A 26575-nucleotide genomic window follows, 5' to 3' on the forward strand; every position below is an offset into this window, starting at 1 on the left:
GGTATCAGACCGCCCTCATCAGCAGGGTCGCGGCGACCAGCAGCGCCGCACCGCCGAACATCGAGACCGCGTACGAACGCGCGAAGCCGTTCTGCAGCCGGCGCATCCGCCCGGACAGGCCGCCCATCGAGGCCGCCGTGCCGTTGACGACACCGTCGACCAGGGTGTGGTCGACGTACACCAGCGAACGCGTGAGGTGCTCGCCGCCGCGGACGAGGACGACGTGGTTGAAGTCGTCCTGGAGCAGGTCGCGCCGGGCGGCCCGGGTGAGCAGCGACCCGCGCGGGGCCACGGCCGGGACCGGCTTGCGGCCGTACTGGGCCCAGGCGATGGCGACGCCGGCCACCAGGCACACCATGGTCGCGCCGGTGATCACCGCGGCACTCAGCGGCGAGTCGCCCTCGCTGTGCCCGGTGACCGGCTCCAGCCAGTGCAGGAAGCGGTCGCCGATGCTGAAGAACGCGCCGCCGAAGACCGACCCGACGGCCAGCACGATCATCGGGATCGTCATGACCCCGGGCGACTCGTGCGGGTGCGGCTCGGCATGGGCGCCGCGCTCCTCGGCGGCCGGTTCCACACCGGGCTCCGCGGGAGAGGCGGTCGGCCGGTTCCTCCAGCGCTCCTCGCCGAAGAACGTCATCAGCATCACGCGCGTCATGTAGAACGCCGTGATCGCCGCGCCCAGCAGGGCCGCTCCGCCGAGGATCCAGCCCTCGGTGCCGCCCTTGGCGAAGGCCGCCTCAATGATCTTGTCCTTGGAGAAGAAGCCGGACAGGCCGGGGAAACCGATGATGGCGAGGTAACCGAGGCCGAAGGTGATGAACGTGACCGGCATGTACTTGCGCAGGCCGCCGTACCTGCGCATGTCGACCTCGTCGTTCATGCCGTGCATGACCGAACCGGCGCCGAGGAACAGCCCGGCCTTGAAGAAGCCGTGGGTCACCAGGTGCATGATCGCGAAGACGTAGCCGATGGGGCCGAGGCCGGCGGCCAGCACCATGTAGCCGATCTGCGACATCGTCGAGCCGGCCAGCGCCTTCTTGATGTCGTCCTTCGCGCAACCGACGATCGCACCGAACAGCAGCGTGACCGCACCGACCACGGTGACGACGAGCTGGGCGTCGGGCGCGGCGTTGAAGATCGCTCCGGAGCGGACGATCAGGTAGACGCCCGCGGTGACCATGGTGGCCGCGTGGATGAGGGCGGACACCGGGGTCGGGCCCTCCATCGCGTCCCCGAGCCAGGACTGCAGCGGCACCTGGGCGGACTTGCCGCAGGCGGCGAGCAGCAGCATCAGGGCGATGGCGGTGAGCCTGCCCTCGCCGGTGCCGCCCGTGTGGCTCAGGACCGGGCCGAAGGCGAAGGTCCCGAAGGTCGTGAACATCAGCATGATCGCGATCGACAGGCCCATGTCGCCGACGCGGTTGACCAGGAAGGCCTTCTTCGCGGCGGTGGCGGCGCTGGGCTTGTGCTGCCAGAAGCCGATCAGCAGGTAGGAGGCGAGACCGACGCCCTCCCAGCCGACGTACAGCAGCAGGTAGTTGTCGGCGAGGACGAGCAGCAGCATCGCCGCGAGGAACAGGTTCAGATAGCCGAAGAAGCGGCGGCGCCGCTCGTCGTGCTCCATGTACCCGATCGAGTACAGGTGGATCAGCGAGCCGACGCCCGTGATCAGCAGCACGAACGTCATCGACAACTGGTCGAGCCGGAAGGTGACGTCGGCCTGGAAGCCGGCCACCGGGATCCAGCTGAACAGGTGCTGGACCATGGTCCGGTGCTCGGCCCCCTTGCCGAGCAGGTCGGCGAAGAGGACCAGGCCGATCCCGAAGGAGACGGCCGCGAGCAGGGTGCCGAGCCAGTGGCCGACCGCGTCGAGCCGCCGGCCGCCGACCAGGAGGACGGCCGCTCCGAGCAGGGGCGCCGCGATCAGCAGCGCAATCAGGTTCTCCACGATTCTTCCGACCCCTTACAGCTTCATCAGGCTGGCGTCGTCGACCGAGGCCGAGTGGCGGGAGCGGAACAGCGACACGATGATCGCGAGCCCGACCACGACCTCCGCTGCGGCGACGACCATCGTGAAGAAGGCGATGATCTGGCCGTCGAGGTTGCCGTGCATCCGCGAGAAGACGACGAACGCGAGGTTGCAGGCGTTCAGCATCAGCTCGACGCACATGAAGACCACGATGGCGTTGCGCCGGATCAGCACGCCGGTGGCGCCGATCGTGAACAGCAGAGCGGCGAGATAGAGGTAGTTGACCGGGTTCACTTCGACGCCTCCTCGGGCCGCTTCCCGCGGGTCACCGGCTCGCTCCCGGTGCGCTCCAGACGTTCCTCGGCACGCTGCTCCAGGGCCTTCAGCTCGCCCAGTGCCTCGGCCGAGACGTCACGGATCTGGCCGCGCTCGCGCAGCGTGCTGCTGACGGTGAGCTCGGAGGGGGTGCCGTCGGGCAGCAGACCGGCGATGTCCACGGCGTTGTGCCGGGCGTAGACGCCGGGCGCGGGCAGCGGCGGCAGGTGCTTCCCCTCGCGCACACGCTGTTCGGACAGCTCGCGCTGGGTCCGGGCGCGCTCGGTGCGCTCGCGGTGGGTGAGCACCATGGCGCCGATGGTGGCCGTGATGAGCAGGGCGCCGGTGAGTTCGAACGCGTAGACGTACTTGGTGAAGATGAGGGAGGCCAGTCCCTCCACGTTGCCGCTGGCGTTCGCCCTGCCGGTTCCGGCGAAGTCCTTCAGCGAGGCGTTGGCGATGCCCGCGAAGAGCAGGATGCCGAAGCCGAGACCGCACGCCAGGGCCAGCCAGCGCTGGCCCTTGATGGTCTCCTTGAGGGAGTCCGCGGCGGTCACGCCGATGAGCATCACCACGAACAGGAACAACATCATGATCGCGCCGGTGTAGACGACGATCTGCACGATGCCCAGGAAGTAGGCGCCGTTGGCGAGGTAGAACACCGCCAGGACGATCATGGTGCCGGCCAGGCAGAGCGCGCTGTGCACGGTCTTCTTCATGAAGACGGTGCACAGGGCGCCGATCACCGCGACGGTGCCGAGGACCCAGAACTGGAAGGCCTCACCGGTGGAGGTGGTGTAGGCGGCGAGCTGTGCGGTCATCGGCCGATCACCTTCTTGGAGGCCGGCTCGTCCGCACCCGTGGCGGCGGACGCGTCCTGGGGGGACTCGCCCTGGGAGACGGCCGTCTGGCGCACCGTGCCGGGCGCGGCCTCGGTCACCAGCCCCCGGTAGTAGTCCTGTTCGTCCGTCCCGGGGTAGATGGCGTGCGGCGTGTCGACCATGCCGTCCTCGAGGCCGGCGAGCAGCTGCTCCTTGGTGTAGATGAGGTTCGCGCGGCTGGAGTCGGCCAGCTCGAACTCGTTGGTCATCGTCAGCGCGCGCGTGGGGCACGCCTCGATGCACAGGCCGCACAGGATGCAGCGGGCGTAGTTGATCTGGTAGACGCGGCCGTACCGCTCGCCCGGCGAGTAGCGCTCCTCGTCGGTGTTGTCCGCGCCCTCCACGTAGATGGCGTCGGCGGGGCAGGCCCAGGCGCACAGCTCACAGCCGACGCACTTCTCCAGGCCGTCCGGATGGCGGTTGAGCTGGTGCCGTCCGTGGAAACGCGGAGCGGTGGTCTTCTTCTGCTCCGGGTACTGCTCGGTCAGCCGCTTCTTGAACATGGCCTTGAAGGTCACGCCGAAGCCGCCCACGGGGTTCAGGAAACCGGGCTGGGTCTCCTTGGGCTCCTCAGCCATCGGACGCCTCCTTTCCATCCAGAGATCCGTCACTGACAGTGTCCGGCCCGCCACTGACAATCAGCTCCCGCTCGCGGCGCGGGCGGCGCCTGGGCACCGGCGGCAGTTCCTGTCCCGGCATCGGCGGAACGGGGAAACCGCCGGCCATCGGGTCGAACGCGGCGGGCCGGGCGGCGGGCGGTTCGGCCGTCTTCGCCTTCTCGCGGAACATGTCGGCGACGAAGGACAGGACCAGCAGGGCCAGTACGCCGCCGCCCACGTAGAGGGCGATGTCGGCGAAGTCGTAGTGCTGGTTGCGCAGGGTCCGCACGGTCGCGACGAGCATCAGCCAGACCACGGAGACCGGGATGAGCACCTTCCAGCCGAGCTTCATGAGCTGGTCGTAGCGGACGCGCGGGAGCGTGGCGCGCAGCCAGATGAAGAAGAACAGCAGCAGCTGCACCTTGATCACGAACCAGAGCAGCGGCCACCAGCCGTGGTTGGCGCCCTCCCAGAAGGTGCTGATCGGCCAGGGCGCCCGCCAGCCGCCCAGGAAGAGCGTGGTCGACACGGCCGAGACCGTGACCATGTTGACGTACTCGGCGAGCATGAACATCGCGAACTTGATCGACGAGTACTCGGTGTTGAAGCCGCCGACCAGGTCGCCCTCGGACTCCGGCATGTCGAAGGGTGCCCGGTTGGTCTCGCCCACCATCGTGACGATGTAGAGCACGAAGGAGACCGGCAGCAGCAGGATGTACCAGCGGTCGTGCTGCTGCTCGACGATCGTCGAGGTGGACATCGATCCGGAGTACAGGAACACCGAGGCGAACGCGGCGCCCATGGCGATCTCGTACGAGATCATCTGGGCGCAGGAGCGCAGACCGCCGAGGAGCGGGTAGGTGGAACCGGAGCTCCAGCCCGCCAGGACGATGCCGTAGATGCCGACGGAGGCGGCCGCGAGGACGTAGAGCATCGCGATCGGCAGGTCGGTGAGCTGCATCGCCGTGCGGTGGCCGAACACCGAGATCTCGTTGTCCGCCGGCCCGAAGGGGATCACCGCGATCGCCATGAAGGCCGGGATGGCCGCGACGATCGGCGCGAGGACGTAGACGGCCTTGTCCGCGCGCTTGACGACGAGGTCCTCCTTCAGCATCAGCTTCACGCCGTCGGCCAGCGACTGGAGCATGCCCCAGGGGCCGTTCCGGTTGGGGCCGATGCGCAACTGCATCCAGCCGACGACCTTGCGCTCCCAGACGATGGAGAACAGCACGGTCACCATCAGGAAGGCGAAGCAGAACACCGCCTTGACGACCACGAGCCACCAGGGGTCGGTGCCGAACATGGAGAGGTTCTCCGCGGCGAGGTACGGGCTCATGCCTCCACCTCCTTGGGGGCCCCGGTCGCGCGCGTCGCCGGGCCGATGCGGACGAGGGAGCCGGGCTGTGCACCGGTGTCGGAGGCGACTCCGGCGCCGACGGAGTTCAGCGGGAGCCACACCACCCGGTCGGGCATGTCGGTGATCTCCAGCGGGAGTTCGACCGCTCCGTCGGGACCGGTCACGGTGATCGCCCCGCCGTCCGCCACCCCGGCCTCGGCGGCCGTGGCGGCCGACAGACGGGCGCGTGCGGCGTGCCGGGTGCCGGCGAGCGCCTCGTCGCCCTCCTGGAGGACGCCGTGGTCGAGGAGTAGCCGGTGGCCGGCGAGGACGGCCTCCCCGGCGGCCGGCCGGGGCAGCGCCCCCGCGCTCTCCGCGGGGTCGGCGGCGCGCGGCCCGGTCCAGGCACCGAGCCGGTCCAGCTCGGCGTGCGCGGTCCGCAGGTCCGGCAGGCCCAGGTGCACATCCATGGTGTCGGCCAGCATCTGCAGCACCCGCAGGTCGCTGGGGGCCAGACGGCGGGTCATCTGGTCGGGCTTGAGCGCGGCCTCGAAGAAGCGCACCCTGCCCTCCCAGTTCAGGAAGGAACCGGCCTTCTCGGCGACGGCCGCGACCGGCAGGACGACGTCGGCGTGCTCGCTGACCTCGCTGGGCCGCAGCTCCAGCGACACCAGGAAGCCGACCTCGCTCAGGGCGGCACGCGCGCGGGCCGGATCGGGCAGGTCGGCGATCTCCACACCGGCGACGAGCAGCGCCTGGAGTTCGCCGTCCGCCGCGGCCCGGACGATCTCGCCGGTGTCGCGGCCGTAGCGGTGCGGGAGCTCGGCCACGCCCCAGACGGCCGCGACCTCCTCCCGTGCGCGCGGGTCGGTGGCCGGGCGGCCGCCCGGCAGCAGCGACGGCAGCGCGCCCGCCTCGATCGCGCCGCGCTCGCCCGCCCGGCGCGGGATCCACACCAGCCGGGCCCCGGTCGCGGACGCGGCCCGGACCGCGGCGCTGAGCCCGCCCGCCACGGAGGCCAGCCGCTCGCCGACGACGAGCACCGCGCCCTCGGCGCGCAGCGCCTGGGCGGCCTGGCTGCCGGTGTCCTCCAGCCCGACGCCGCTCGCCAGCGCGTTCAGCCACTCGGTCTCGGTGCCGGGCGCGGCCGGCAGCAGCGTGCCGCCCGCCTTCAGCAGGCCCCGCGTGGCGTGCGTGGCCAGCGCGAACACCCGCTGCCCGTGCTTGCGCCAGGCCTTGCGCAGCCGCAGGAAGACGCCGGGCGCCTCCTCCTCGGACTCGAAGCCGACGAGCAGGACGGCGGGCGCCTTCTCCAGATCGGTGTACGTGACGCCCGTGCCGTTCACGTCCCGGCCGCGGCCGGCGACGCGGGCGGCCAGGAAGTCGGCCTCCTCGGCGCTGTGCACGCGGGCACGGAAGTCGATGTCGTTGGTGTCCAGCGCCACGCGCGCGAACTTGCTGTACGCGTAGGCGTCCTCGACGGTGAGCCGGCCGCCGGTGAGGACGCCGGTCCGGCCGCGCGAGGCGAGCAGCCCCTGGGCGGCGATCTCCAGCGCCTCCGGCCAGGACGCCGGCACCAGTTCGCCCTCGGGGTCGCGCACCAGCGGCGTCGTCAGCCGGTCCTTGAGCTGCGCGTAGCGGAAGGCGAACCGCCCCTTGTCGCAGATCCACTCCTCGTTGACCTCGGGGTCCTCGGCGGCGAGCCGTCGCATGACCTTGCCTCGCCGGTGGTCGGTGCGGGTCGCGCAGCCTCCCGAGCAGTGCTCGCACACGGACGGCGAGGAGACGAGGTCGAAGGGGCGGGAGCGGAACCGGTACGCCGCGGAGGTGAGCGCGCCGACCGGGCAGATCTGGATGGTGTTGCCGGAGAAGTACGACTCGAAGGGATCGCCCTCGCCGGTGCCGACCTGCTGCAGCGCACCCCGTTCGACCAGCTCGATCATCGGGTCGCCGGCGATCTGGTTGGAGAACCGGGTGCAGCGGGCGCACAGCACGCACCGCTCGCGGTCCAGCAGCACCTGCGTCGAGATCGGGACGGGCTTGTCGTAGGTCCGCTTCTTGCCTTCGAAGCGGGACTCGGCGTTGCCGTGCGACATGGCCTGGTTCTGCAGCGGGCACTCGCCGCCCTTGTCGCAGACCGGGCAGTCCAGCGGGTGGTTGATGAGCAGCAGCTCCATCACACCGTGCTGGGCCTTCTCGGCGACCGGTGAGGTCAGGTGGGTCTTGACCACCATCCCGTCGGTGCAGGTGATGGTGCAGGACGCCATGGGCTTGCGCTGGCCCTCGACCTCGACGATGCACTGGCGGCAGGCGCCGGCCGGGTCGAGCAGCGGGTGGTCGCAGAACCGGGGGATCTCGATGCCGAGCTGCTCGGCGGCCCGGATCACCAGGGTGCCCTTGGGCACGCTGATCTCCACGCCGTCGATCGTCAGCGTCACGAGGTCTTCCGGCGGGAGGGCCGCCTCGCCGCCCGAGGAGGGGGCGTTGGTGGTCACGGTCATGCGGGCACCTCCGTGTGCTGGTCCGCCCAGGCCGTCGACTTGGCCGGGTCGAAGGGGCAGCCGCGGCCCGTGATGTGCTCCTCGTACTCCTCGCGGAAGTACTTCAGGGAGGAGAAGATCGGTGAGGCCGCTCCGTCGCCGAGGGCGCAGAAGGACTTGCCGTTGATGTTGTCGGCGATGTCGTTCAGCTTGTCGAGGTCGGCCATGGCGCCCTTGCCGGCCTCGATGTCCCGCAGCAACTGCACGAGCCAGTAGGTCCCTTCACGGCACGGCGTGCACTTGCCGCAGGACTCGTGGGCGTAGAACTCGGTCCAGCGGGTCACCGCCCGCACCACGCAGGTCGTCTCGTCGAAGCACTGCAGCGCCTTGGTGCCGAGCATGGAACCCGCTGCCCCCACCCCTTCGTAGTCGAGGGGGACGTCGAGGTGCTCGTCGGTGAACATCGGCGTCGAGGAGCCGCCCGGGGTCCAGAACTTCAGCCGGTGCCCGGGCCGCATGCCGCCGCTCATGTCGAGCAGCTGGCGCAGGGTGATGCCGAGCGGGGCCTCGTACTGGCCGGGGCTCGCGACGTGGCCGCTGAGCGAGTACAGCGTGAAGCCCGGGGACTTCTCGCTGCCCATCGACCTGAACCATTCCTTGCCGTTGTTCAGGATGGCGGGAACCGACGCGATCGACTCGACGTTGTTCACTACGGTCGGGCACGCGTAGAGGCCCGCGACGGCGGGGAAGGGGGGACGGAGCCGCGGTTGGCCACGACGGCCCTCGAGCGAGTCCAGCAGTGCCGTCTCCTCGCCGCAGATGTACGCGCCCGCGCCGGCGTGCACGGTGATGTCGAGGTCCAGTCCGCTGCCCAGGATGTTCCTGCCGAGGTAACCGGCCTCGTACGCCTCGCGTACGGCCGAGTGCAGCCGGCGCAGCACGGGGACGACCTCACCACGCAGATAGATGAACGCGTGCGAGGACCTGATGGCGTGGCACGCGATCACGATGCCTTCGACGAGGCTGTGCGGGTTGGCGAACAGGAGCGGGATGTCCTTGCAGGTCCCCGGCTCCGACTCGTCGGCGTTGACGACCAGGTAGTGCGGCTTTCCATCGCCCTGGGGGATGAACTGCCACTTCATCCCGGTCGGGAACCCCGCGCCGCCGCGCCCGCGCAGACCGGACTCCTTGACGTAGGCGATCACGTCGTCCGGGGACATGGCCAGCGCCTTGCGGAGTCCTTCGTACCCCCCGTGCCTGCCGTACACGTCCAGCGTCCAGGACCGGTCCTCGTCCCAGAAGGCCGACAGCACGGGTGCGAGCAGCTTCTCGGGGCTCGACCCTCCTCCGGCCTCCGGCTGGGAGGCGCCCCCGTATTCCGTGGACAATGTCATCACTCCCCCTCCTCTGCGACGGGTCCCGCGGCGTGGGACGGGTCGGAGGCCGATGTGTCCTGCGGCGCGTCGTGGGAGCTCAGGTGCTCCGTGGGCGACGGCTCGTGCACCGCGGCGTCCCGCGGTTCGTCGTGCGGGCCGCCCTCGCGGGGATGGACCACGCGCGCGGGCGCGGTCTCTCCCCTGGCCAGGCGCAGGCCCGCCAGCGAGGCGGGCCCGGCGCTGCCGCCGGCGTCGGCGGCCCCCTCCCGCTCGTCGGGGAAGCCCGCCAGGATCCGGGCGGTCTCCTTGAAGGTGCACAGCGGCGCGCCGCGGGTCGGTGTCACCGGCCGTCCCGCGCGGAGGTCGTCGACCAGCCGCCGGACGCCGGCCGGGGTCTGGTTGTCGAAGAACTCCCAGTTGACCATCACGACCGGCGCGAAGTCGCAGGCCGCGTTGCACTCGATGTGCTCCAGGGTGACCTTGCCGTCGTCGGTGGTCTCGCCGTTGCCGACGCCCAGGTGCTCCTGGAGGGTCTCGAAGATGGCGTCGCCGCCCATCACCGCGCACAGGGTGTTGGTGCAGACGCCCACCTGGTAGTCGCCGCTCGGCTTGCGCCGGTACATGGTGTAGAAGGTGGCGACGGCGCTGACCTCGGCCGTGGTCAGGCCGAGCACGTCCGCGCAGAACCGCATCCCGGTACGCGTGACGTGCCCCTCCTCGGACTGCACCAGGTGCAGCATCGGCAGGAGGGCGGACCTGGAGTCGGGGTAGCGGGCGATGATCTCGTGCGCGTCCCGCTCGAGCCGGGCGCGGACGTCGTCCGGGTAGCCGGGCGCGGGCAGTTCGGGCATGCCCAGGCTGACGCCCCGCTCCGAAGAAGAGGTGGTCACCGGTCGACGCCTCCCATCACGGGGTCGATGGACGCGACGGCGACGATGACGTCGGCGACCTGGCCGCCCTCGCACATCGCCGCCATGGACTGCAGGTTGGTGAAGGACGGGTCGCGGAAGTGGACCCGGAAGGGACGGGTGCCGCCGTCGGACACGGCGTGCACGCCGAGTTCGCCCTTGGGCGACTCCACCGCCGCGTACACCTGACCCGGTGGCACCCGGAAGCCCTCGGTGACCAGCTTGAAGTGGTGGATCAGGGCCTCCATGGAAGTGCCCATGATCTTCTTGATGTGGTCGAGGGAGTTGCCCAGGCCGTCCGGGCCCAGGGCGAGCTGGGCGGGCCAGGCGATCTTCTTGTCGGCGACCATGACCGGGCCGGGCTGGAGCCGGTCCAGGCACTGCTCGACGATCCTGAGCGACTGGTGCATCTCCTCCACGCGGATCAGGAAACGGCCGTAGGCGTCGCAGGAGTCGGCGGTGGGGACGTCGAAGTCGTACGTCTCGTAGTCGCAGTACGGCTGGGTCTTGCGCAGGTCGTGCGGCAGGCCGGTGGAGCGCAGGACCGGGCCGGTGGCGCCGAGGGCCATGCAGCCGGCCAGGTCGAGGTAGCCGACGTCCTGCAGCCGGGCCTTGAAGATGGGGTTCCCGGTGGCGAGCTTGTCGTACTCCGGGAGGTTCTTCTTCATCTTCTTCACGAACTCGCGGATCTGGTCCACCGCGCCGGGCGGCAGGTCCTGGGCGAGTCCGCCGGGCCGGATGTACGCGTGGTTCATCCTCAGGCCGGTGACCAGCTCGTAGATGTCGAGGATCATCTCGCGGTCACGGAATCCGTAGACCATGACCGTGGTGGCGCCGAGCTCCATGCCGCCGGTGGCGATGCACACCAGGTGCGAGGAGAGCCGGTTCAGCTCCATCAGGAGCACCCGGATGATCTTGGCGCGCTCGGTGATCTGCTCCTCGATGCCGAGCAGTTTCTCGACGGCCAGGCAGTAGGCGGTCTCGTTGAAGAAGGACGTCAGGTAGTCCATGCGCGTCACGAACGTGGTGCCCTGCGTCCAGGTGCGGAACTCGAGGTTCTTCTCGATGCCGGTGTGCAGGTAGCCGATGCCGCAGCGGGCCTCGGTGACGGTCTCGCCCTCGATCTCCAGGATCAGCCGCAGCACTCCGTGGGTGGAGGGGTGCTGGGGGCCCATGTTGACGACGATGCGCTCGTCGTCGGCGCGGGCCGCGGACTGGACGACCTCGTCCCAGTCGCCGCCGGTGACCGTGTAGACGGTGCCCTCGGTGGTCTCGCGGGGAGACCCCTGCGCCGCGAAGGGGTCCGCTGGGGGCTGGTGGGCGGAGGAGGGGGTGTGCGTGCTCATGAGTACGACCTCCGCTGGTCCGGAGCCGGGATCTGGGCGCCCTTGTACTCGACGGCGATGCCGCCGAGGGGGTAGTCCTTGCGCTGCGGGTGGCCCTGCCAGTCGTCCGGCATCATGATCCGGGTCAGGGCCGGGTGACCGTCGAAGACGATCCCGAAGAAGTCCCAGGTCTCCCGCTCGTGCCAGTCGTTCGTCGGGTAGACGGCGACCAGCGACGGGATGTGCGGATCGCCGTCGGGGGCGCTGACCTCCAGGCGGATCAGCCGGTTGTGGCTGATCGAGCGCAGGTGGTACACGGCGTGCAGTTCCCGCCCCTTGTCGTGCGGGTAGTGGACGCCGCTGACGCCCGTGCACAGCTCGAAGCGCAGGGCGGGGTCGTCGCGCAGGGTGCGGGCGACGCGGACCAGGTGCTCGCGCTCGATGTGGAAGGTGAGTTCGCCGCGGTCGACGACCGTCTTCTCGATCGCGTTCTCGGGCAGCAGGCCCTGTTCCTCCAGCGCGCCCTCGAGTTCGTCGGCGACCTCGTCGAACCAGCCGCCGTAGGGCCGGCCGGACGGCCCCGGGAGGCGGACCGAGCGGACCAGGCCGCCGTAGCCAGAGGTGTCGCCGCCGTTGGCGGCGCCGAACATGCCGCGCTGGACGCGGATCTCCTCACCGCCCTGGCCGCGCCGGCCGGGGAGGTTGTCGGCGGCGAGGTCCGTTTCGGGGTTGACCCCGTTCGCGGAACCGTTCGCGCCGCCCGCGCCATGGGTGCCGTTCGCGTCGCTCACCGCAGCAGCCCCTTCATCTCGATCGTGGGCAGGGCCTTGAGCGCCGCCTCCTCCGCCTCGCGGGCCGCCTCCTCGGCGTTCACGCCGAGCTTGGTGGACTGGATCTTCTGGTGGAGCTTGAGGATCGCGTCCATCAGCATCTCGGGGCGCGGCGGACAGCCGGGCAGGTAGATGTCGACGGGGACGATGTGGTCGACGCCCTGGACGATCGCGTAGTTGTTGAACATGCCGCCCGAGGAGGCGCAGACGCCCATGGAGATCACCCACTTGGGGTTGGGCATCTGGTCGTAGACCTGCCTCAGGACCGGCGCCATCTTCTGGCTGACCCGGCCGGCCACGATCATCAGATCCGCCTGCCGGGGCGAGCCGCGGAAGACCTCCATGCCGAAGCGCGCCAGGTCGTAACGGCCGGCGCCGGTGGTCATCATCTCGATCGCGCAGCAGGCGAGGCCGAAGGTGGCCGGGAAGATGGACGCCTTGCGCACCCAGCCCGCGGCCTGTTCGACGGTGGTGAGCAGGAAACCGCTCGGCAGCTTTTCTTCGAGTCCCATGTCTTATATGGCCCCTCAGTCCCATTCCAGGCCGCCGCGCCGCCATACGTACGCGTACGCGACGAAGACGGTGAGCACGAAGAGCAGCATCTCCACGAGCCCGAAAACACCCAGGGCGTCGAAGGTGACGGCCCAGGGGTAGAGGAAGACGATCTCGATGTCGAAGACGATGAAGAGCATCGCCGTCAGGTAGTACTTGATGGGGAAGCGGCCGCCGCCGGCCGGCGTGGGGGTCGGCTCGACACCGCACTCGTACGCCTCGAGCCTGGCGCGGTTGTACCGCTTCGGTCCGATCAGCGTGGCCATGACCACGGAGAAGATCGCAAAGCCTGCCCCGAGGGCTCCCAGTACGAGGATGGGCGCATAAGCGTTCACCGCTCCTCGCTCCTCTCAGTCGGCACTGACTGCTGGCGGTTGCGGGCTCACAGCAGCCTCATCCGTCCCGTCGTCCCCGCCCGTCCCGGCGAAGATCGCGAACATGTGAAGCAGGTCACAAGCCCAACTGCCACGCATCTTATGCCCGACGCTCTGTGATCTGCGACACGGGGTATTCCACAAGCTTTGTGATCTCCACCACCTGACGAAGGATCATGAAGTCGGATGAGCTGCGATCTTCGCACGGGAAGCGCACGAGCGATCACGAACGGTGACATTTGACCTCGTCTTTGCAGGTCGGAGCAGGTGCGCAATATCAGATGACCGGCGTCCGGCGCAAAGTGGCGGGTGACGTCAAGCCCTTGATATAGGGCTGCTTTTCACACATCGGAGGGACGCTGGAACGGGAAGTGGACACGTTCACCCCTTCACAAGCTCCTCCCCCGCCCGCGAGCCCTCCCGCGATCCCTCCCCGATCCACCTCCGAGGCGTCCTCGGAGCCGGGCCCGGGCCATCCCGCGACGTCCCGCCCCCCGCCCCCGCGCGGACCCCACCACCCGGGCCGCCGAGCCCTGCGCCCTCAAGCTCGCCGAGCCGGCCGCCGGGTCGGCCGCCGAGTCGCGGCTTCCGGGCACTCCGCACCGTCCGGGCCGCGCGGACCCGCCCCCGGAGGGCGCTTCCGCAGGTCCGCGAGGCCGCTTCAGGAGCTGTTAACGGTGGGACTGGTGGGGCAAACGTGCTTTCGGCTTATGAAACGGACAAGGCGGTCCATCCGGCGGCGGGCGGGCGCGTCGCGCGGACGCATGGCGGCACGGTGACCGTTCCGTGACCTCCGCCACATCCATGAGAGGACCCTGAGAACCGGGCTTGGCCAACGGTCTCAACCAATGGTAGGCGTGGGGCAATTCGGACTAAACAACGAAAGACCATGATCACAGGCATGATCATCAGTGCCCCGAATGTCCGTTACGGCGTCAATAAAGAGCGACACGCCCGGGGTTCGGACACCCCGTCGGGCAAATGTGGCGCAGGACACGTTTCTTGAAGATATGAAGGAGCCCCTGGTACCCGTTGTTCTCATGTCCCACACCGCTCACATACGCAGCCACCGGAAGCCCCGCCGTAGCGCGTCCAAAATCGCGATGCGGGCCGGAGTTGCCGGTGGCGTCCTCGGCACCCTGGCAGTGGCCGGCGCCTCGGCCTCGTCGGCGAACGCCGCCGAGCCGGTGACCCAGACGCTCGAACTGCCCACGCTCACCGCAGACCTGGCCGCCCAGGTCGCCCAGTCCGCGGACGCCACGCAGCAGGCCGCCGCGAACTACCAGCTCCAGGCCGAGCGTGACGCGGCCTCCGTGAAGGCCGCGAAGCAGGCCAAGTCCGACCTGGCCGAGGCGAAGAAGAAGGCCGAGGCCGAGAAGAAGGCCGCCGAGGCCGCCGCTCGCAAGGCCGCCGCGGAGCGGGCCTCGCGCACCACCCAGCGCACCACGCTCGCCGTCTCCACGAGCGGCACCGGCACCGGCACCAGCACCAGCACCTCGACCGGCTCCAGCTCCAGTGACACCACCGTCACCAGCGGCTCCACGGCGACCGGTTCGGCCGCCGCGGTCATCTCCTTCGTCAAGTCGCAGGTCGGCAAGGCTTACGTTCCCGGCGCCACGGGCCCGTCCTCGTACGACTGCTCCGGCCTGGTGCAGACCGCCTTCAAGCAGGTGGGCGTCTCCCTGCCGCGCGTCTCCCAGGACCAGTCGACGGCCGGCACCCAGGTGTCGCTGTCCAACCTCCAGCCGGGTGACATCCTCTACTGGGGCGGCGCGGGCAGCGCGTACCACGTGGCGGTGTACGTCGGTGACGGCATGTTCGTCGGCGCGCAGAACCCCTCGTCCGGCGTCGTGGAGAGGCCGCTGTCGTACGACCCGCCGACCGGCGCGGTGCGGGTGCTCTGAGGCGCCGCACAGAGCCGTACGGGGTGAAGGGCCGCAGCCTCTCGGGGCAGCGGCCCTTCCGGCGTTCCCGGTCGGCCCGTCCCACCCGGCCCGCCCGGACGGCGCCACCGGTCAGGCCCGGAACCGAACGGGGTCCGTCCGCAGGGGGCGAGACCCGCTCAGGGCCGGGGCCGGCCCGCGCCGGCGCGGACACCGGGCCCCGGGTACGACCGCGGGGCCGGCTCGTTCCCGAACCGGCCCCGCAGTCGTGCCCCGGCGGCGCTCACGCCTTGGGCGCCACCTTGCTCAGGCCGTTGATGATGCGGTCCATCGCGTCGCCGCCCGTCGGGTCGGTGAGGTTGGCGAGCAGCTTGAGGGTGAATTTCATCAGCACCGGGTGGGTCAGCCCGCGCTGGGCGGCGATCTGCATGACCTTCGGGTTGCCGATGAGCTTCACGAAGGCGCGGCCCAGCGTGTAGTAGCCGCCGTAGGTGTCCTTCAGGACGCGCGGGTAGCGCTGGAGGGCGAGTTCGCGCTGGGCGGGCGTGGCGCGCCGGTGGGCCTGGACGATGATGTCGGCGGCGAGCTGGCCGGACTCCATGGCGTAGGCGATGCCCTCGCCGTTGAAGGGGTTCACCAGGCCGCCGGCGTCGCCGACGAGCAGCAGCCCGCGCGTGTAGTGGGGCTGGCGGTTGAAGGCCATGGGCAGGGCGGCGCCGCGGATCGGGCCGGTCATGTTGTCCGGGGTGTAGCCCCAGTCCTCCGGCATCGACGCGCACCATGCCTTGAGGATCTCGCGCCAGTCCAGCTCCTTGAAGGAGGCCGAGGTGTTGAGCACGCCGAGGCCCACGTTGGAGGTGCCGTCGCCCATGCCGAAGATCCAGCCGTAGCCGGGGAGGAGGCGGTCCTGGGCGCCGCGCCGGTCCCACAGCTCCAGCCAGGACTCCAGGTAGTCGTCGTCGTGCCGCGGCGAGTTGAAGTACGTGCGCACCGCGACGCCCATCGGGCGGTCCTCGCGGCGGTGCAGGCCCATCGCCAGGGACAGCCGGGTGGAGTTGCCGTCGGCGGCGACGACGAGCGGCGCGTGGAAGGTGACCTCGCGCTTCTCCTCGCCCAGCTTCGCCTTGACCCCGGTGATGCGGCCGGTGCGGTCGTCGACGAGGGGTGCGCTCACGTTGCAGCGCTCGTACAACCGCGCGCCCGCCTTCTGCGCCTGCCGGGCGAGCTGCTCGTCGAAGTCGTCGCGCTTGCGGACGAGTCCGTAGTCGGGGAAGGAGGCGAGTTCGGGCCAGTCGAGCTGGAGCCGGACGCCGCCGCCGATGATGCGGAGCCCCTTGTTGCGCAGCCAGCCCGCCTCTTCCGAGATGTCGATGCCCATCGCGACGAGCTGCTTGACGGCACGCGGGGTGAGGCCGTCGCCGCAGACCTTCTCGCGGGGGAACTCGGTCTTCTCCAGCAGGAGTACGTCGAGACCGGCCCGGGCGAGGTGGTACGCGGTGGTGGAACCGGCCGGCCCCGCGCCCACGACGATCACATCGGCGGTGTTCCCGGTAAAGGACTCGGAGAGGGGCTCAGTCACGACGGTCACGGCGGGATCTCCCCAAGGTTCAAAAGTGCGTGCCGACCGGCACTGGACACGGTCAGTCTATTCAGCGGGCCTGATCACCCGGCCGAAGGGCCGGACCGCGCACCTTGAGTCCCGGCGCGGCCGAGGCGGGATCGCTGCGGGACCGCGGCGGCGGACCCGGTCCGCGAGGGCCCGGAGCGACCACTTTGGGTAGCCGGATGTCACGGAAAGACATCTGACGCTTCCGGAAGGGCCCTCCGGCCGGTTACCCTTCCCGGTACCGCTGGGGGTGACGTCCGTGTACCCGACACCCAGAAGACCTCGAGTGCGCGTGCCGCGGCTGGTCGGACTGATGGCCGTGGACGCGCGGGAGACCGCCCGGGCGCGGGGCCTGCTCCTCAGCGCCCCGGACCGCCCGGACCTCCACTCCGCCGCCGTCGACCACGTGGTGCGGCAGTACCCGCGGCCCGGAGCCGAGGTGCCGCGGGAGTCGATGGTGTACGTGTGGTTCGGCTTCGGGCCGGGCGAGGGCGGCGGAGGCGTCCGTGAGCCGCGGGTGCCGGGGCCGCCCGCCGGCGGCGCGCGGCGCGAACTCGACGAACCGGGCGACCCGTACGCGGTCAGCCCTGCTTGAAGCCGCGGTGCAGGGCCACGATCCCGCCGCTGAGGTTGCGCCAGGCCACCTTCGACCAGCCCGCCCCGCGCAGCCGTTCGGCCAGGGCCGCCTGGTCGGGCCAGGCGCGGATGGACTCGGCGAGGTACACGTACGCGTCGGGGTTGGAGGACACCGCCCGGGCCACGGACGGCAGGGCGCGCATCAGGTACTCGGTGTAGACGGTGCGCAACGGCGCCCACGTCGGGTGCGAGAACTCGCAGATCACCACCCGTCCGCCGGGCCGGGTCACCCGGTGCATCTCGCGCAGGGCCGCGTCGAAGTCCCGTACGTTGCGCAGCCCGAAGGAGATGGTGACCGCGTCGAAGGAGTCGTCCCGGAACGGCAGCCGGGTCGCGTCGCCGGCCGTGAAGGGCAGCCAGGCGTGCTGCCGCTTGCCGACCCGGAGCATCCCGAGGGAGAAGTCGCAGGGGACGACGTAGGCTCCGGCGCGGGTGAAGGGCAGGGACGAGGTGGCCGTGCCCGCGGCCAGGTCGAGGACCTTCTGCGCCGGCCGGGCGTCGACCGCTCTGGCGACCTCCTTGCGCCACCGCCGGTCCTGTCCCAGGGACAGGATGTCGTTGGTCAGGTCGTACCGTTCCGCCACGCCGTCGAACATCGAGGCGACTTCGTGCGGCTGCTTCTCCAGGGATGCGCGGGTCACCGGGCCATTGTGGCAGGCGGGGGTGCGGCGTCACGGAAGCAGCCTCGGCTTCTTCCGCGCCGCCACGTCCTCCACCCACCCGCACAGCAGCACGAACACCAGGATCAGGACCCAGCCGACGCCGAACAGGAACCACTGGCTGTCCAGCGGCAGGTACTTCTCGAAGGCGGGCACGTCCCAGAGCCGGTCGATCAGCGGGACGGCCAGGACCAGCGCGATCTCGTGCCAGAGGTAGACGGTCACGGCGCGCGCGTTGAAGACGGTGACGACCCGGTCCAGCCGCCGGAACCGGGCGAGCCGGGCGAAGTCGATCCGGAAGCGTGCCTTGGCCCACATCAGCAGCGTGACGAAGCCCGCCGACCAGAACGCCTGCGCGAGCGGGATCTCGTCCAGGTCGTAGGTGCCCGCCCCGGCCCGGTGCGCGAACGCGTACCAGCCGCCGTAGCCCAGCGCGGCGAGCGACGCGGCGACCACCACGGCCGGCCGCGTCCGCCGCAGCACTCCGTCGCGGTGCGCGAAGCCGAGGATCCAGCAGAAGAGGTACGTCGACAGGTCCCACAGGGCGCTGCCGAAGCGGTTGTCCGGACCGGCCCAGAGGAAGTTCAGCACCAGGACCGGCGCGAGGGACAGCAGCAGCACCGGCACCGGGGCGAGCCGGAAGAGGCGCAGCAGCGGCGGGGAGAGCAGGACGAACCACAGGTAGGTCCGCAGGTACCAGAGGATCTCCCAGGCCTGCTCGCCCCACGCGTCGCCGGGCGGGTCGCCGAGCGGCACCACCCAGTAGACGATCCGCCGGCCCGGCACCCAGCCGTGGACCAGCATCGCCGCCACCACGAAGACTCCCCAGAACCAGAACGGCGGCAGCAGCCGGCGCAGCCGGCCGCGCACCACCTGCGGCGCGGGCCGCTCCAGGGACTTGGCCATCAGCGTGCCGGCCAGGGCGAACATGACGCCCATGGAGGGGAAGACCAGCCCGGCCCAGGCCCAGCCGAAGGTGTGGTAGGCGACGACACGGACCAGGGCGGCCGCGCGGAGGGCGTCGAAGTAGCGGTCCCGCCCGGCGGGACGCGGCCCCGGCGCCCCGGGCCGGTCCGGGTCCGGGAGGGCGTCCCCGCTCGTGGGCCCGGCCGGGCCGGCGGGCCGGACGGCCCCTGCGCGGTGCGCGCCCATCAGCTCGCCCCCGCCGGGGTCGCGACCTCGCCCGTGCGCTTCAGCTTCTGCCAGCGCAGCCGGCCGCCGGTGAGGGCGGTGACACAGGAGTGGATGAGGACGAGGTACATCATCTGGCGGTACGCGAGCTGCTGGAGCGGCATCATCAGCAGGTACCGGTACTTCTCGCGGTCCAGCCGGAAGGCGTACGCCGCACAGGTGAGCTGCACACCCAGCACCGCGAGCCAGGCCAGCAGCGCCGCCCGGAAGTCGACGAAGACCATCGAGTAGGCGGTGAAGACGTCGATGAGCGGGGCGAAGAGCGGGGCGACGACCTGGAAGAGCACCACCAGCGGCATGCCGACCCGCCCGAAGCGGCCCGAGGGCCCCCGGTCGGTGAGGGACTTCCGGTGCTTCCACAGCGCCTGCATGGTGCCGTAGGACCAGCGGTAGCGCTGGGACCAGAGCTGCCCCAGCGAGCCGGGCGCCTCCGTCCACGCGCGCGCGTGCTCCTGGTACACGACCCGCCAGCCCGCCCGGTGCATGGCGATGGTGATGTCGGTGTCCTCCGCGAGGGTGTCCTCGCTCATGCCGCCCGCCTGGAGCACCGCCTCCCGCCGGAACGCGCCGATCGCGCCGGGGATCGTCGGCATGCAGCGCAGCAGGTCGTACATGCGGCGGTCGAGGTTGAAGCCCATCACGTACTCGATGTGCTGCCAGGCGCCGATGACCGTGCCGCGGTTGCCGACCTTGGCGTTTCCGGCGACCGCGCCGACCTCCGGGTCGGCGAAGGGCTGGACGAGCTGCCGCACGGTGTCCGGCTCGAAGACGGTGTCGCCGTCCATCATCACGACGATGTCGTGACGGGCGTGTCGCACGCCGTTGTTGAGCGCGGCCGGCTTGCCCGCGTTCTCCTGCCGGACGACGCGCAGGTTCGGCAGGCCCAGGGACTCGGCGATCTCGGCGGTGCCGTCGGTCGAGCCGTCGTCGACGACGACGATCTCGATCGGATGGGTGCTCCGCGCCAGCGAGCCGAGGGTGTTGGCGATGCACTCCTTCTCGTTGTACGCCGGGACGATCACGCTCACCGGACGGGTGACCGGCGGCCCCCAGCCGAAGCGGCGTTCGTTGCGCCGCCGGTGGTGGCGTCTGGCCAGGAGCAGCATCATGCCGAAGCGGCCCAGGACCGCGACGCCCACGACGGCCAGCCCCACCGAGAGGGCGGGCACCGTCCACTCGGCCACGGCGACGGCGAGGACGAGCGCCTTGCCCTCGTACAGGGTGGTGCCGGTGGCCTTGTGATGGGCGGCCTGGAGGCGCGAGGCGGCGGTGGTGCCGGTGACGGCGGCGGGGGCACTCCGGACTCCGGACGCCGTGCCGGCCCGCTTGTCCTGCTTCTCCATGACCCCGCTGATGGTGGTGAAGGTGTAGCCCTTCGCCCGCATCTTCTCGATGTACCGCGGCAGCGCCTGGATCGTCTGCGACCGCTCGCCGCCGGCGTCGTGGAAGAGCACCGAGGCGCCCTCGGTCCCCTTCGGCGTCGCCCACCGGACGATCTTCGACACGCCCGGCCGCTTCCAGTCGTCGCTGTCGGTGTCGACGAAGACGCTGGTGTAACCGTCCTCGCCCAGCTTCTGGTAGACGGGCCAGCTGTAGTCGTCGATGGCGTCCGTCTCCGAGGAGTACGGCGCCCGGAACAGCGTGGTGGTGATGCCCGCCGCACCGGCGAGCGCGAGCTGGGTCTGCTCGATCTCGCGTCTGATCCGGGAATCGCTCTGGTACGACAGGTCGACGTGCGTGAAGGTGTGGACGCCGACCTCGTTTCCCTGCTCGACCATCGTCCGCACGAGGTCCGGATAGCGCGAGACCATCGAGCCGACCAGGAAGAACGTGCCGGGCACGTCGTACTTGCGGAGGATCCGCAGGACCTGGGGCGTCCAGGTGGGGTTCGGGCCGTCGTCGAAGGTGAGCGCGATCGTCCGGTCCGGCACGGAGACCGTGGTGGCCCGCCCGCCCTGGAAGGTGAGGATCGGACCGCCGTCGAGGACGCGCTCCGGCACCTGGCTGGAGGAGGCTTCGGTGCGGACCCGTTCGTCACCGCCGACCTCGGCGCGCAGATAGCCGTCGAGCAGCATCACGCAGGTCAGTGCCAGCAGCAGGAGCAGGGCGAGGACGACTCGCGGTTTCTGCAGGGCCGCGGCCCTGCCCGCCGCCCGTTCGATGCGGGTGGGAGCGCGCCGGCGGCCGCGGGAGGGCGTCGTCGTGGTCATGAGCAGGCTGGGTTCCGGTCAGTCGGCGACCGCGACGGCGGACGCGGAGGCGGGAGTGGACGAGGGGGAGGCGGCGGCGCCCGCGGGCGGCGCCGGCGCGGACCCGGTGGCCGCGGCCGACGGCGTGGCGCCGGACGGCGCCGCGGGCCGGACGGCACCGTCGCGCGGCCGGAAGCCGCCGGGGTCGCCCGCGCCGTTCCGGTCGCCGCCGAAGGGCAGCAGCGAGGACGGGTTCAGCGAGGTCCCCCATCCCATGAAGGCCGCGCCGAGCACGGCCGTGTACGCCAGGCAGACGAAGCCGACGAGGAGACCGACCCGGCGCAGCACCTTCGACCGGCGTCCGGAGACGTCGACGAAGACGGGCCCCTCGGCGGGTCGGCCGCCGCGTTCGCGACGGTGCCCGCGCCGGGCGGCGGCACGGCTCTCCAGGACGGGATGGGCAGGCTCGGAATGCATTCCCCGGATGTTAGGGAGGCTTTTTGTGCCTCCGGCTCCGGGTTTCTTGTGAGCCGACCATGAAAACCGGGGAAACCTGTCCCTTTGCCAAGAGAATCAGCGAATCAGGACGTCGACCGGGCGACGGAGAAAACCCTTAACCGCCCTTTCCGGTCGACTTGTTGGCCCTACTGGAGCGACTTCGTCCAAGTATGGTCCGTGCCGTTCATCACTCTCCGGATCCCGGCCGAATGTGAGACGTTTCCAGTCCGAAAGCCTGTCACGTCCCGATTCCGGGGCGGAAATCACGAGAGCTGGTGCATGCGCGATGAGGAGTCTCCGGAAGCCGGCGGCCGGGCTCGTCTGCCTGTCCGCCCTGGCCCTCACGGGCTGCTCCTCGGCTTCCGGCGACGCCTCGGCCGCGGCGCCCACCGCTCCCCGGACGTCCGCCGCGGCCGGCGCCCCGCCCTCCGCGGCGGCGGGCACGACCACCTCGTACGCCCCCTACGTCAGCGCCACGACGGCGTCCGGCACCGACTCCGCGGGCTCCCCGACGACGTACAACCTCGCCTTCGTCATCTCCGACGGCAGCGGCTGCGTGCCGAAGTGGAACGGCGACCACGCCATCGGCGACACCGCGGTGAAGTCCCGGATCGCGGCGCTGAAGAAGTCCGGCGCCACGGTGCGCGTCTCCTTCGGCGGGGCCTCCGGCAAGGAGCTGGCGGCGGTCTGCGGCAGCGTGTCCGCGCTCGCGCAGGCGTACGAACGGGCCCTGGACGCGGCCGGCTCCGCCCAGGCGGACTTCGACATCGAGGGCGGCCGACTGGGCGACTCCGCCTCCGTGGCGCTGCGGTCCCGGGCGATCGCGCGGTTGCAGCGGGAACGGCCGGACCTGGAGGTCTCCTTCACGGTGCCCGTGATGCCCGCCGGACTGGACTCCGACGGCCTGGCGCTGCTGGCGTCGGCGAACGAGTACGACGTCCAGGTCTCCACCGTGAACCTCATGACCATGAACTACGGCGAGTCGTACACCGGCGACATGGGCGACTACGCCGTCACCGCCGCGACGGCCGCGCACGCCCAGCTGAAGAAGGTCTTCGGGCTCTCGGACGCGGCGGCCTGGCGGGGCATGGCGCTCACCTCGATGATCGGCGTCAACGACGTCTCCGGTGAGACGTTCACGCTCCTCAACGCGGCGCGGGTAAGGGCGTTCGCGCGGGAGAAGGAGATCGCCTGGGTGTCGATGTGGTCCGCCTTCCGCGACCGGCGGTGCGCGCGGGGCGGGTCGTCCGGGAGCGACGCGGCGACCGACTGCAGCGGGGTGGAGCAGAGCCCGGGGGCGTTCGGGCGGGCGTTCTCGGGGTGAACCGGCGCGGGTTCAGCGGCGTCTGAACACCAGGCGGCCCGCCACCACCGTCGCCACGCACGTCCCCGCTCCCCGCTCGGCCAGTTCCGCCTCGTCGCGGACGTCGAACACCGCGAACCGGGCGGCGGAGCCACGGCCGGGCGCGGGCGCGGTCCGGGGCGGCAGGCCGGAAGCGAGCGGGTCGAGTGAGGGGACGCCTCCGGGGCGCCCCGGCCGGTCCACGACCAGCAGGCCGGTACGCCGTACCGCGTCCCGCACCGCACGGTTGCGCAGCGGTTCGCAGGCCGCCGCGACCGTGCCGTGCGCCAGCATCCGCTGCGCACCGCGGCGTGCGCTCGCGCCCCAGCGGACGTCGTCGGGCGCGAGCGCGGCGAGCGCGGCGCCGGTCAGCGGTTCGGTGCCGAGGTCGTCGGCCTCCCGGGGGTCCGGGTGGTACGCCTCCTCCAGCAGCTCCGTGCCGTGGAGGTTGACGAAGCCGGGGCCGAGGATGCCCGGCCAGGTGCGCACGCGCGCCCGCGGATGCGCCGCGGTCAGCTCCGCCACGGGCCCCGCGGCCGCGATCAGCTCCCCCTCGACGGCGAGGGCGTGCCCCCTGGAGTCGGCGTGGATCGTCAGCAAGGCGCGCTCAGTTGGACGCCAGCAGTTTCAGCTCGGGGTGGGCCGTGCCGCCCGCGATGGCCGTCGACGAGATGTGGGACATCACGCGGTCGTCGACCGGGTCGTTCGCCGGGTCGTCGTGGACGACGAGGTGTTCGTACGTCGTCGAGCGCTGGGCCGGTACGCGGCCCGCCCTCCGGATGAGCTCGATGATCTCCATCCGGTTGGAGCGGTGCTTGGCCCCGGCGGAGGAGACGACGTTCTCCTCCAGCATGATCGAGCCCAGGTCGTCGGCGCCGTAGTGCAGGGTCAGCTGGCCGACGTCCTTGCCGGTGGTCAGCCAGGAGCCCTGGATGTGCCGCACGTTGTCGAGGAACAGGCGGGCGATGGCGATCATCCGCAGGTACTCGAACAGGGTGGCCTGGGTCCGGCCCTTCAGGTGGTTGTTCTCCGGCTGGTAGGTGTACGGGATGAAGGCGCGGAAGCCGCCGGTGCGGTCCTGGACGTCCCGGATCATCCGCAGGTGCTCGATGCGCTCGGCGTTGGTCTCGCCGGTGCCCATCAGCATGGTGGAGGTGGACTCCACGCCCAGCCGGTGCGCGGTCTCCATGATCTCCAGCCAGCGCTCGCCGGACTCCTTCAGCGGGGCGATGGCCTTGCGCGGGCGCTCGGGCAGGAGTTCGGCGCCGGCGCCGGCGAAGGAGTCGAGACCGGCCTCGTGGATGCGGGTGATGGCCTCCTCGACCGTGACACCGCTGATCCGGGCCATGTGCTCGACCTCGCTCGCCCCCAGGCTGTGGATGACGAGCTGCGGGAACTCCTTCTTGATGGCCGCGAAGTGCTTCTCGTAGTACTCCACGCCGTAGTCCGGATGGTGCCCGCCCTGGAACATGATCTGCGTGCCGCCGAGCTCGACGGTCTCGGCGCAGCGGCGCAGGATGTCGTCCAGGTCGCGCGTCCACCCCTTGTCGGTGTCCTTGGGGGCGGCGTAGAAGGCGCAGAACCGGCAGGCCGTGACGCAGACGTTGGTGTAGTTGATGTTGCGCTCGATGATGTACGTCGCGATGTGCTCGGTGCCCGCGTACAGCCGGCGGCGCACGGCGTCCGCGGCGGCGCCCAGCGCGTGCAGCGGCGCGTGGCGGTAGAGGTCGAGCGCCTCCTCGGGGGTGATCCGCCCGCCCGCGGCGGCACGGTCGAGGACGGCTGTGACATCAACAGACGTGAGGTCGGCCTTCTCGGTCACCGGCGTCCCCTTCGCAAGGTTCGTAAAGGTCGTGGACGGACCGAACCAGCCTACGCCAGCGCCTTCGCCGGGCCGACGCCAGGCCGCGCCCCGGCCGGTCCGGGGCCCGGCCCGTGCCGCGGGGCCCCGGACCGGCCGCACGGCGGTGGGCTCGTCACGCGTGAACGGCCGCGTGCCGTCCCTCCCTTGCCCCCGCGCCGTCCTCGGGCCTCCCCGGCAGGGCGGCGCCGGAGGGCGGCCGTCGCGCGCGGCGTCAGGGCTGGAGCAGTTCGACCCGCACGTCCGCCGGGAAGCCGGTCGTCGGGCCGACCCGCCGGGCGAACTCCGCGACCGCCGCGAGCTGCGGGGCGCCGAAGCTGAAGTCGAGGGTGGTGAAGTACTTCTCCAGGACCCGCTCGTCGAACGCCTCCCAGCGGGCCGCCTGCTCGGCGACCTTGCCGACCTCCTCCAGGGACAGGTCGCGGGAGGCCAGGAACGCCTCGTGCACCCTGCCGGTGATGAGCGGTTCCCGCTCCGCGTAGTCGCGGCGGGCCGCCCAGACCGCGAAGACGAACGGCAGGCCCGTCCACTCCTTCCACAGGGCGCCCAGGTCGTGGACGTCGAGGCCGTAGCGCGGGCCGTCGTGCAGGTTGGCGCGCAGGGCCGCGTCCCCGATGAGGACCGCGGCGTCCGCCTCCTGCATCATCAGGCTCAGGTCCGGTGGGCAGGTGTAGTAGTCCGGGTTCACCCCGTACCGCTCGGCGAGCAGCAGCTGGGCGAGGCGGACGGAGGTGCGGGAGGTCGACCCGAGGGCCACCCGGGCCCCGTCGAGCCGGTCCAGCGGGACCTGCGAGACGATCACGCACGACATGACCGGGCCGTCGCAGCCCACGGCGATGTCGGGGAAGGCGACCAGATCGTCCGCGTTCTTGAGGAACTCGACGAGGGTGATCGGCCCGATGTCGAGGTCACCCCGCACGAGCTGTTCGCTGAGCTTTTCCGGGGTGTCCTTGGTGAGCTCGAGGTTGAGGAGCGTGCCGGTTCTCGCGAGCCCCCAGTACAGGGGCAGGCAGTTGAGGAACTGGATGTGGCCGACGCGCGGCCGGGTGCGAGAATTGTCCACATCGCGAGACTAGACCCCGGCCGGAGGACTCCCCCCGCCACCCCCGCGGCCGCCCCCCTCCTCACCCCTGTCGCTCTCGTCCCTCACCCGCTCGGCCGCCCCGCCGGTCGACTTCTGACGAACGCTCTACGTCAAGCTCTCACCAGAGCCTTCAAACATCCGGGTGAAGTGATCTTGACCTCTATTGCTTTCCGGTGCCCGCATGCTAGGCTCACGAGCAAGTTGCAGTTTTGGTTTCCCTTGCAGTACAGAGCCTGCGGAGCATGTAACCGCGGGCTCTGGTCGTTTTCAGACGTATGCAGTTGTGCGGCGATCTCGTTATCACACTTGCAGGTTCTGGAGCAGGGCGACCCTTTGAGCCCAAGGAGGGCTTATGGCTACCGGAACCGTGAAGTGGTTCAACGCCGAAAAGGGCTTTGGCTTCATTGCCCAGGAAGGCGGAGGCCCCGACGTCTTCGTCCACTACTCCGCGATCAACGCGACCGGTTTCCGCTCCCTCGAAGAGAACCAGCAGGTGTCCTTCGACGTCACCCAGGGCCCGAAGGGCCCGCAGGCGGAGAACGTCACCCCGGTCTGAGCGTCCCGCGCGCAGTAACCGATCTGATTGCAGTACCCAAGGAGCCCCGCGCCGTCCGGCGACGGGGCTCCTGCCTTTTCCGGCCGGCCGGTTTCCGGTCCCGGCCGTCGGATGAATGGGTG

Annotated in this window: 24 protein-coding genes; 4 read left to right on the forward strand and 20 right to left on the reverse strand. The window is 70.8% G+C overall.

Features of this window, described 5'->3' with window-relative positions; genetic code table 11:
* Positions 1-4 precede the first annotated feature (4 nt).
* The 12 genes from nuoL to ACF061_RS08700 are packed head-to-tail and all read right to left on the reverse strand — an operon-like array spanning position 5 to position 12909.
* The gene (gene nuoL / locus ACF061_RS08645; RefSeq protein WP_392266053.1) at positions 5-1951 is read right to left on the reverse strand and encodes an NADH-quinone oxidoreductase subunit L; all 1947 of its coding nucleotides are present in this window, start codon (positions 1949-1951) and stop codon (positions 5-7) included.
* A gap of 15 nt (positions 1952-1966) precedes the next feature.
* Positions 1967-2266 carry an NADH-quinone oxidoreductase subunit NuoK gene (nuoK, locus tag ACF061_RS08650; RefSeq protein WP_018568277.1) on the reverse strand — a complete coding sequence of 100 codons (300 nt, stop codon included), beginning with the start codon at positions 2264-2266 and terminating at the stop codon, positions 1967-1969.
* The gene (locus tag ACF061_RS08655; protein ID WP_392266054.1) at positions 2263-3108 is read right to left on the reverse strand and encodes an NADH-quinone oxidoreductase subunit J; all 846 of its coding nucleotides are present in this window, start codon (positions 3106-3108) and stop codon (positions 2263-2265) included. Before ACF061_RS08655 ends, nuoK begins: the two co-directional genes overlap by 4 nt.
* A complete protein-coding gene (gene nuoI, locus ACF061_RS08660; RefSeq protein ID WP_392266055.1) occupies positions 3105-3746 on the reverse strand; it encodes an NADH-quinone oxidoreductase subunit NuoI in 642 nt (213 codons plus the stop codon). Before nuoI ends, ACF061_RS08655 begins: the two co-directional genes overlap by 4 nt.
* Positions 3739-5103 carry an NADH-quinone oxidoreductase subunit NuoH gene (gene nuoH / locus ACF061_RS08665; protein ID WP_392266056.1) on the reverse strand — a complete coding sequence of 455 codons (1365 nt, stop codon included), beginning with the start codon at positions 5101-5103 and terminating at the stop codon, positions 3739-3741. Before nuoH ends, nuoI begins: the two co-directional genes overlap by 8 nt.
* On the reverse strand, positions 5100-7604 hold the full coding sequence (locus tag ACF061_RS08670; RefSeq protein WP_392266057.1) for an NADH-quinone oxidoreductase subunit G: 2505 nt from the start codon (positions 7602-7604) through the stop codon (positions 5100-5102). Before ACF061_RS08670 ends, nuoH begins: the two co-directional genes overlap by 4 nt.
* Positions 7601-8977, reverse strand: coding sequence for an NADH-quinone oxidoreductase subunit NuoF (gene nuoF / locus ACF061_RS08675; RefSeq protein ID WP_392266058.1), 1377 nt, complete (start codon positions 8975-8977; stop codon positions 7601-7603). The genes ACF061_RS08670 and nuoF overlap by 4 nt, the downstream gene beginning before the upstream one ends.
* Positions 8977-9849, reverse strand: a complete 873-nt coding sequence (gene nuoE / locus ACF061_RS08680; RefSeq protein ID WP_392266059.1) for an NADH-quinone oxidoreductase subunit NuoE — start codon at positions 9847-9849, stop codon at positions 8977-8979. Before nuoE ends, nuoF begins: the two co-directional genes overlap by 1 nt.
* Entirely contained in the window at positions 9846-11213 is a 1368-nt protein-coding gene (locus ACF061_RS08685) for an NADH-quinone oxidoreductase subunit D (protein WP_392266060.1), read from the reverse strand. Before ACF061_RS08685 ends, nuoE begins: the two co-directional genes overlap by 4 nt.
* The gene (locus tag ACF061_RS08690; protein ID WP_392266061.1) at positions 11210-11983 is read right to left on the reverse strand and encodes an NADH-quinone oxidoreductase subunit C; all 774 of its coding nucleotides are present in this window, start codon (positions 11981-11983) and stop codon (positions 11210-11212) included. Before ACF061_RS08690 ends, ACF061_RS08685 begins: the two co-directional genes overlap by 4 nt.
* Positions 11980-12534 (reverse strand): NuoB/complex I 20 kDa subunit family protein, encoded by a 555-nt coding sequence (locus ACF061_RS08695; protein WP_392266062.1) that lies wholly within the window; start codon positions 12532-12534, stop codon positions 11980-11982. The genes ACF061_RS08690 and ACF061_RS08695 overlap by 4 nt, the downstream gene beginning before the upstream one ends.
* A 15-nt stretch (positions 12535-12549) precedes the next feature.
* Positions 12550-12909 carry an NADH-quinone oxidoreductase subunit A gene (locus ACF061_RS08700; RefSeq protein ID WP_392266063.1) on the reverse strand — a complete coding sequence of 120 codons (360 nt, stop codon included), beginning with the start codon at positions 12907-12909 and terminating at the stop codon, positions 12550-12552.
* A 1079-nt stretch (positions 12910-13988) separates the two neighbouring features.
* On the opposite strand from ACF061_RS08700, the gene ACF061_RS08705 reads away from it, so the two are divergent.
* Positions 13989-14852, forward strand: a complete 864-nt coding sequence (locus tag ACF061_RS08705; protein ID WP_392266064.1) for a C40 family peptidase — start codon at positions 13989-13991, stop codon at positions 14850-14852.
* Between the two features lie 262 nt (positions 14853-15114).
* Here the strand turns inward: ACF061_RS08705 and ACF061_RS08710 are convergent, their stop codons facing one another.
* Positions 15115-16419, reverse strand: a complete 1305-nt coding sequence (locus ACF061_RS08710; protein WP_392266065.1) for a geranylgeranyl reductase family protein — start codon at positions 16417-16419, stop codon at positions 15115-15117.
* Positions 16420-16723: 304 nt separating this feature from the next.
* On the opposite strand from ACF061_RS08710, the gene ACF061_RS08715 reads away from it, so the two are divergent.
* Entirely contained in the window at positions 16724-17032 is a 309-nt protein-coding gene (locus tag ACF061_RS08715) for a PASTA domain-containing protein (protein WP_392266066.1), read from the forward strand.
* Here ACF061_RS08715 and ACF061_RS08720 read toward each other — a convergent pair.
* The 4 genes from ACF061_RS08720 to ACF061_RS08735 are packed head-to-tail and all read right to left on the reverse strand — an operon-like array spanning position 17019 to position 21589.
* Complete coding sequence (locus ACF061_RS08720) at positions 17019-17714, reverse strand: demethylmenaquinone methyltransferase (protein WP_392266067.1); 696 nt, start codon at positions 17712-17714, stop codon at positions 17019-17021. The two genes, ACF061_RS08715 and ACF061_RS08720, sit on opposite strands and share 14 nt — an antisense overlap.
* A gap of 30 nt (positions 17715-17744) precedes the next feature.
* Positions 17745-18884 carry an acyltransferase gene (locus tag ACF061_RS08725; protein WP_392266068.1) on the reverse strand — a complete coding sequence of 380 codons (1140 nt, stop codon included), beginning with the start codon at positions 18882-18884 and terminating at the stop codon, positions 17745-17747.
* A complete protein-coding gene (locus ACF061_RS08730; protein WP_392266069.1) occupies positions 18884-21133 on the reverse strand; it encodes a bifunctional polysaccharide deacetylase/glycosyltransferase family 2 protein in 2250 nt (749 codons plus the stop codon). Before ACF061_RS08730 ends, ACF061_RS08725 begins: the two co-directional genes overlap by 1 nt.
* 18 nt (positions 21134-21151) lie before the next feature.
* Positions 21152-21589, reverse strand: a complete 438-nt coding sequence (locus ACF061_RS08735; RefSeq protein ID WP_392266070.1) for a hypothetical protein — start codon at positions 21587-21589, stop codon at positions 21152-21154.
* Between the two features lie 307 nt (positions 21590-21896).
* On the opposite strand from ACF061_RS08735, the gene ACF061_RS08740 reads away from it, so the two are divergent.
* Complete coding sequence (locus ACF061_RS08740; RefSeq protein WP_392266071.1) at positions 21897-22934, forward strand: chitinase; 1038 nt, start codon at positions 21897-21899, stop codon at positions 22932-22934.
* Between the two features lie 12 nt (positions 22935-22946).
* Here ACF061_RS08740 and ACF061_RS08745 read toward each other — a convergent pair whose 3' ends face one another.
* From ACF061_RS08745 to ACF061_RS08755, 3 genes are all read right to left on the reverse strand, one after another.
* Positions 22947-23552 (reverse strand): hypothetical protein, encoded by a 606-nt coding sequence (locus tag ACF061_RS08745; RefSeq protein WP_392266072.1) that lies wholly within the window; start codon positions 23550-23552, stop codon positions 22947-22949.
* 7 nt (positions 23553-23559) lie between these two features.
* Positions 23560-24774 (reverse strand): cyclic dehypoxanthinyl futalosine synthase, encoded by a 1215-nt coding sequence (mqnC, locus tag ACF061_RS08750; RefSeq protein ID WP_392266073.1) that lies wholly within the window; start codon positions 24772-24774, stop codon positions 23560-23562.
* Between the two features lie 253 nt (positions 24775-25027).
* Positions 25028-25876 carry a menaquinone biosynthetic enzyme MqnA/MqnD family protein gene (locus ACF061_RS08755; protein WP_392266074.1) on the reverse strand — a complete coding sequence of 283 codons (849 nt, stop codon included), beginning with the start codon at positions 25874-25876 and terminating at the stop codon, positions 25028-25030.
* A 373-nt stretch (positions 25877-26249) separates the two neighbouring features.
* Here ACF061_RS08755 and ACF061_RS08760 point away from each other — a divergent pair, with 373 nt between their 5' ends.
* Positions 26250-26453 (forward strand): cold-shock protein, encoded by a 204-nt coding sequence (locus ACF061_RS08760; protein ID WP_004984723.1) that lies wholly within the window; start codon positions 26250-26252, stop codon positions 26451-26453.
* Positions 26454-26575 lie beyond the last annotated feature (122 nt).

Origin of the sequence: Streptomyces sp. NPDC015220 (genome assembly GCF_043079345.1) — a bacterium.
Lineage (GTDB): Bacteria > Actinomycetota > Actinomycetes > Streptomycetales > Streptomycetaceae > Streptomyces.

Excerpts from the sequence above, each read along its gene's own strand:
- ACF061_RS08655 (WP_392266054.1), bottom strand. The coding sequence starts at position 3,108 with ATGACCGCACAGCTCGCCGCCTACACCACCTCCACCGGTGAGGCCTTC.
- nuoI (WP_392266055.1), bottom strand. The coding sequence starts at position 3,746 with ATGGCTGAGGAGCCCAAGGAGACCCAGCCCGGTTTCCTGAACCCCGTG.
- nuoH (WP_392266056.1), bottom strand. The coding sequence starts at position 5,103 with ATGAGCCCGTACCTCGCCGCGGAGAACCTCTCCATGTTCGGCACCGAC.
- ACF061_RS08670 (WP_392266057.1), bottom strand. The coding sequence starts at position 7,604 with ATGACCGTGACCACCAACGCCCCCTCCTCGGGCGGCGAGGCGGCCCTC.
- nuoF (WP_392266058.1), bottom strand. The coding sequence starts at position 8,977 with ATGACATTGTCCACGGAATACGGGGGCGCCTCCCAGCCGGAGGCCGGA.
- ACF061_RS08685 (WP_392266060.1), bottom strand. The coding sequence starts at position 11,213 with ATGAGCACGCACACCCCCTCCTCCGCCCACCAGCCCCCAGCGGACCCC.
- ACF061_RS08695 (WP_392266062.1), bottom strand. The coding sequence starts at position 12,534 with ATGGGACTCGAAGAAAAGCTGCCGAGCGGTTTCCTGCTCACCACCGTC.
- ACF061_RS08705 (WP_392266064.1), top strand. The coding sequence starts at position 13,989 with ATGTCCCACACCGCTCACATACGCAGCCACCGGAAGCCCCGCCGTAGC.
- ACF061_RS08725 (WP_392266068.1), bottom strand. The coding sequence starts at position 18,884 with ATGGGCGCGCACCGCGCAGGGGCCGTCCGGCCCGCCGGCCCGGCCGGG.
- ACF061_RS08730 (WP_392266069.1), bottom strand. The coding sequence starts at position 21,133 with ATGACCACGACGACGCCCTCCCGCGGCCGCCGGCGCGCTCCCACCCGC.
- ACF061_RS08735 (WP_392266070.1), bottom strand. The coding sequence starts at position 21,589 with ATGCATTCCGAGCCTGCCCATCCCGTCCTGGAGAGCCGTGCCGCCGCC.
- ACF061_RS08740 (WP_392266071.1), top strand. The coding sequence starts at position 21,897 with ATGAGGAGTCTCCGGAAGCCGGCGGCCGGGCTCGTCTGCCTGTCCGCC.
- ACF061_RS08760 (WP_004984723.1), top strand. The coding sequence starts at position 26,250 with ATGGCTACCGGAACCGTGAAGTGGTTCAACGCCGAAAAGGGCTTTGGC.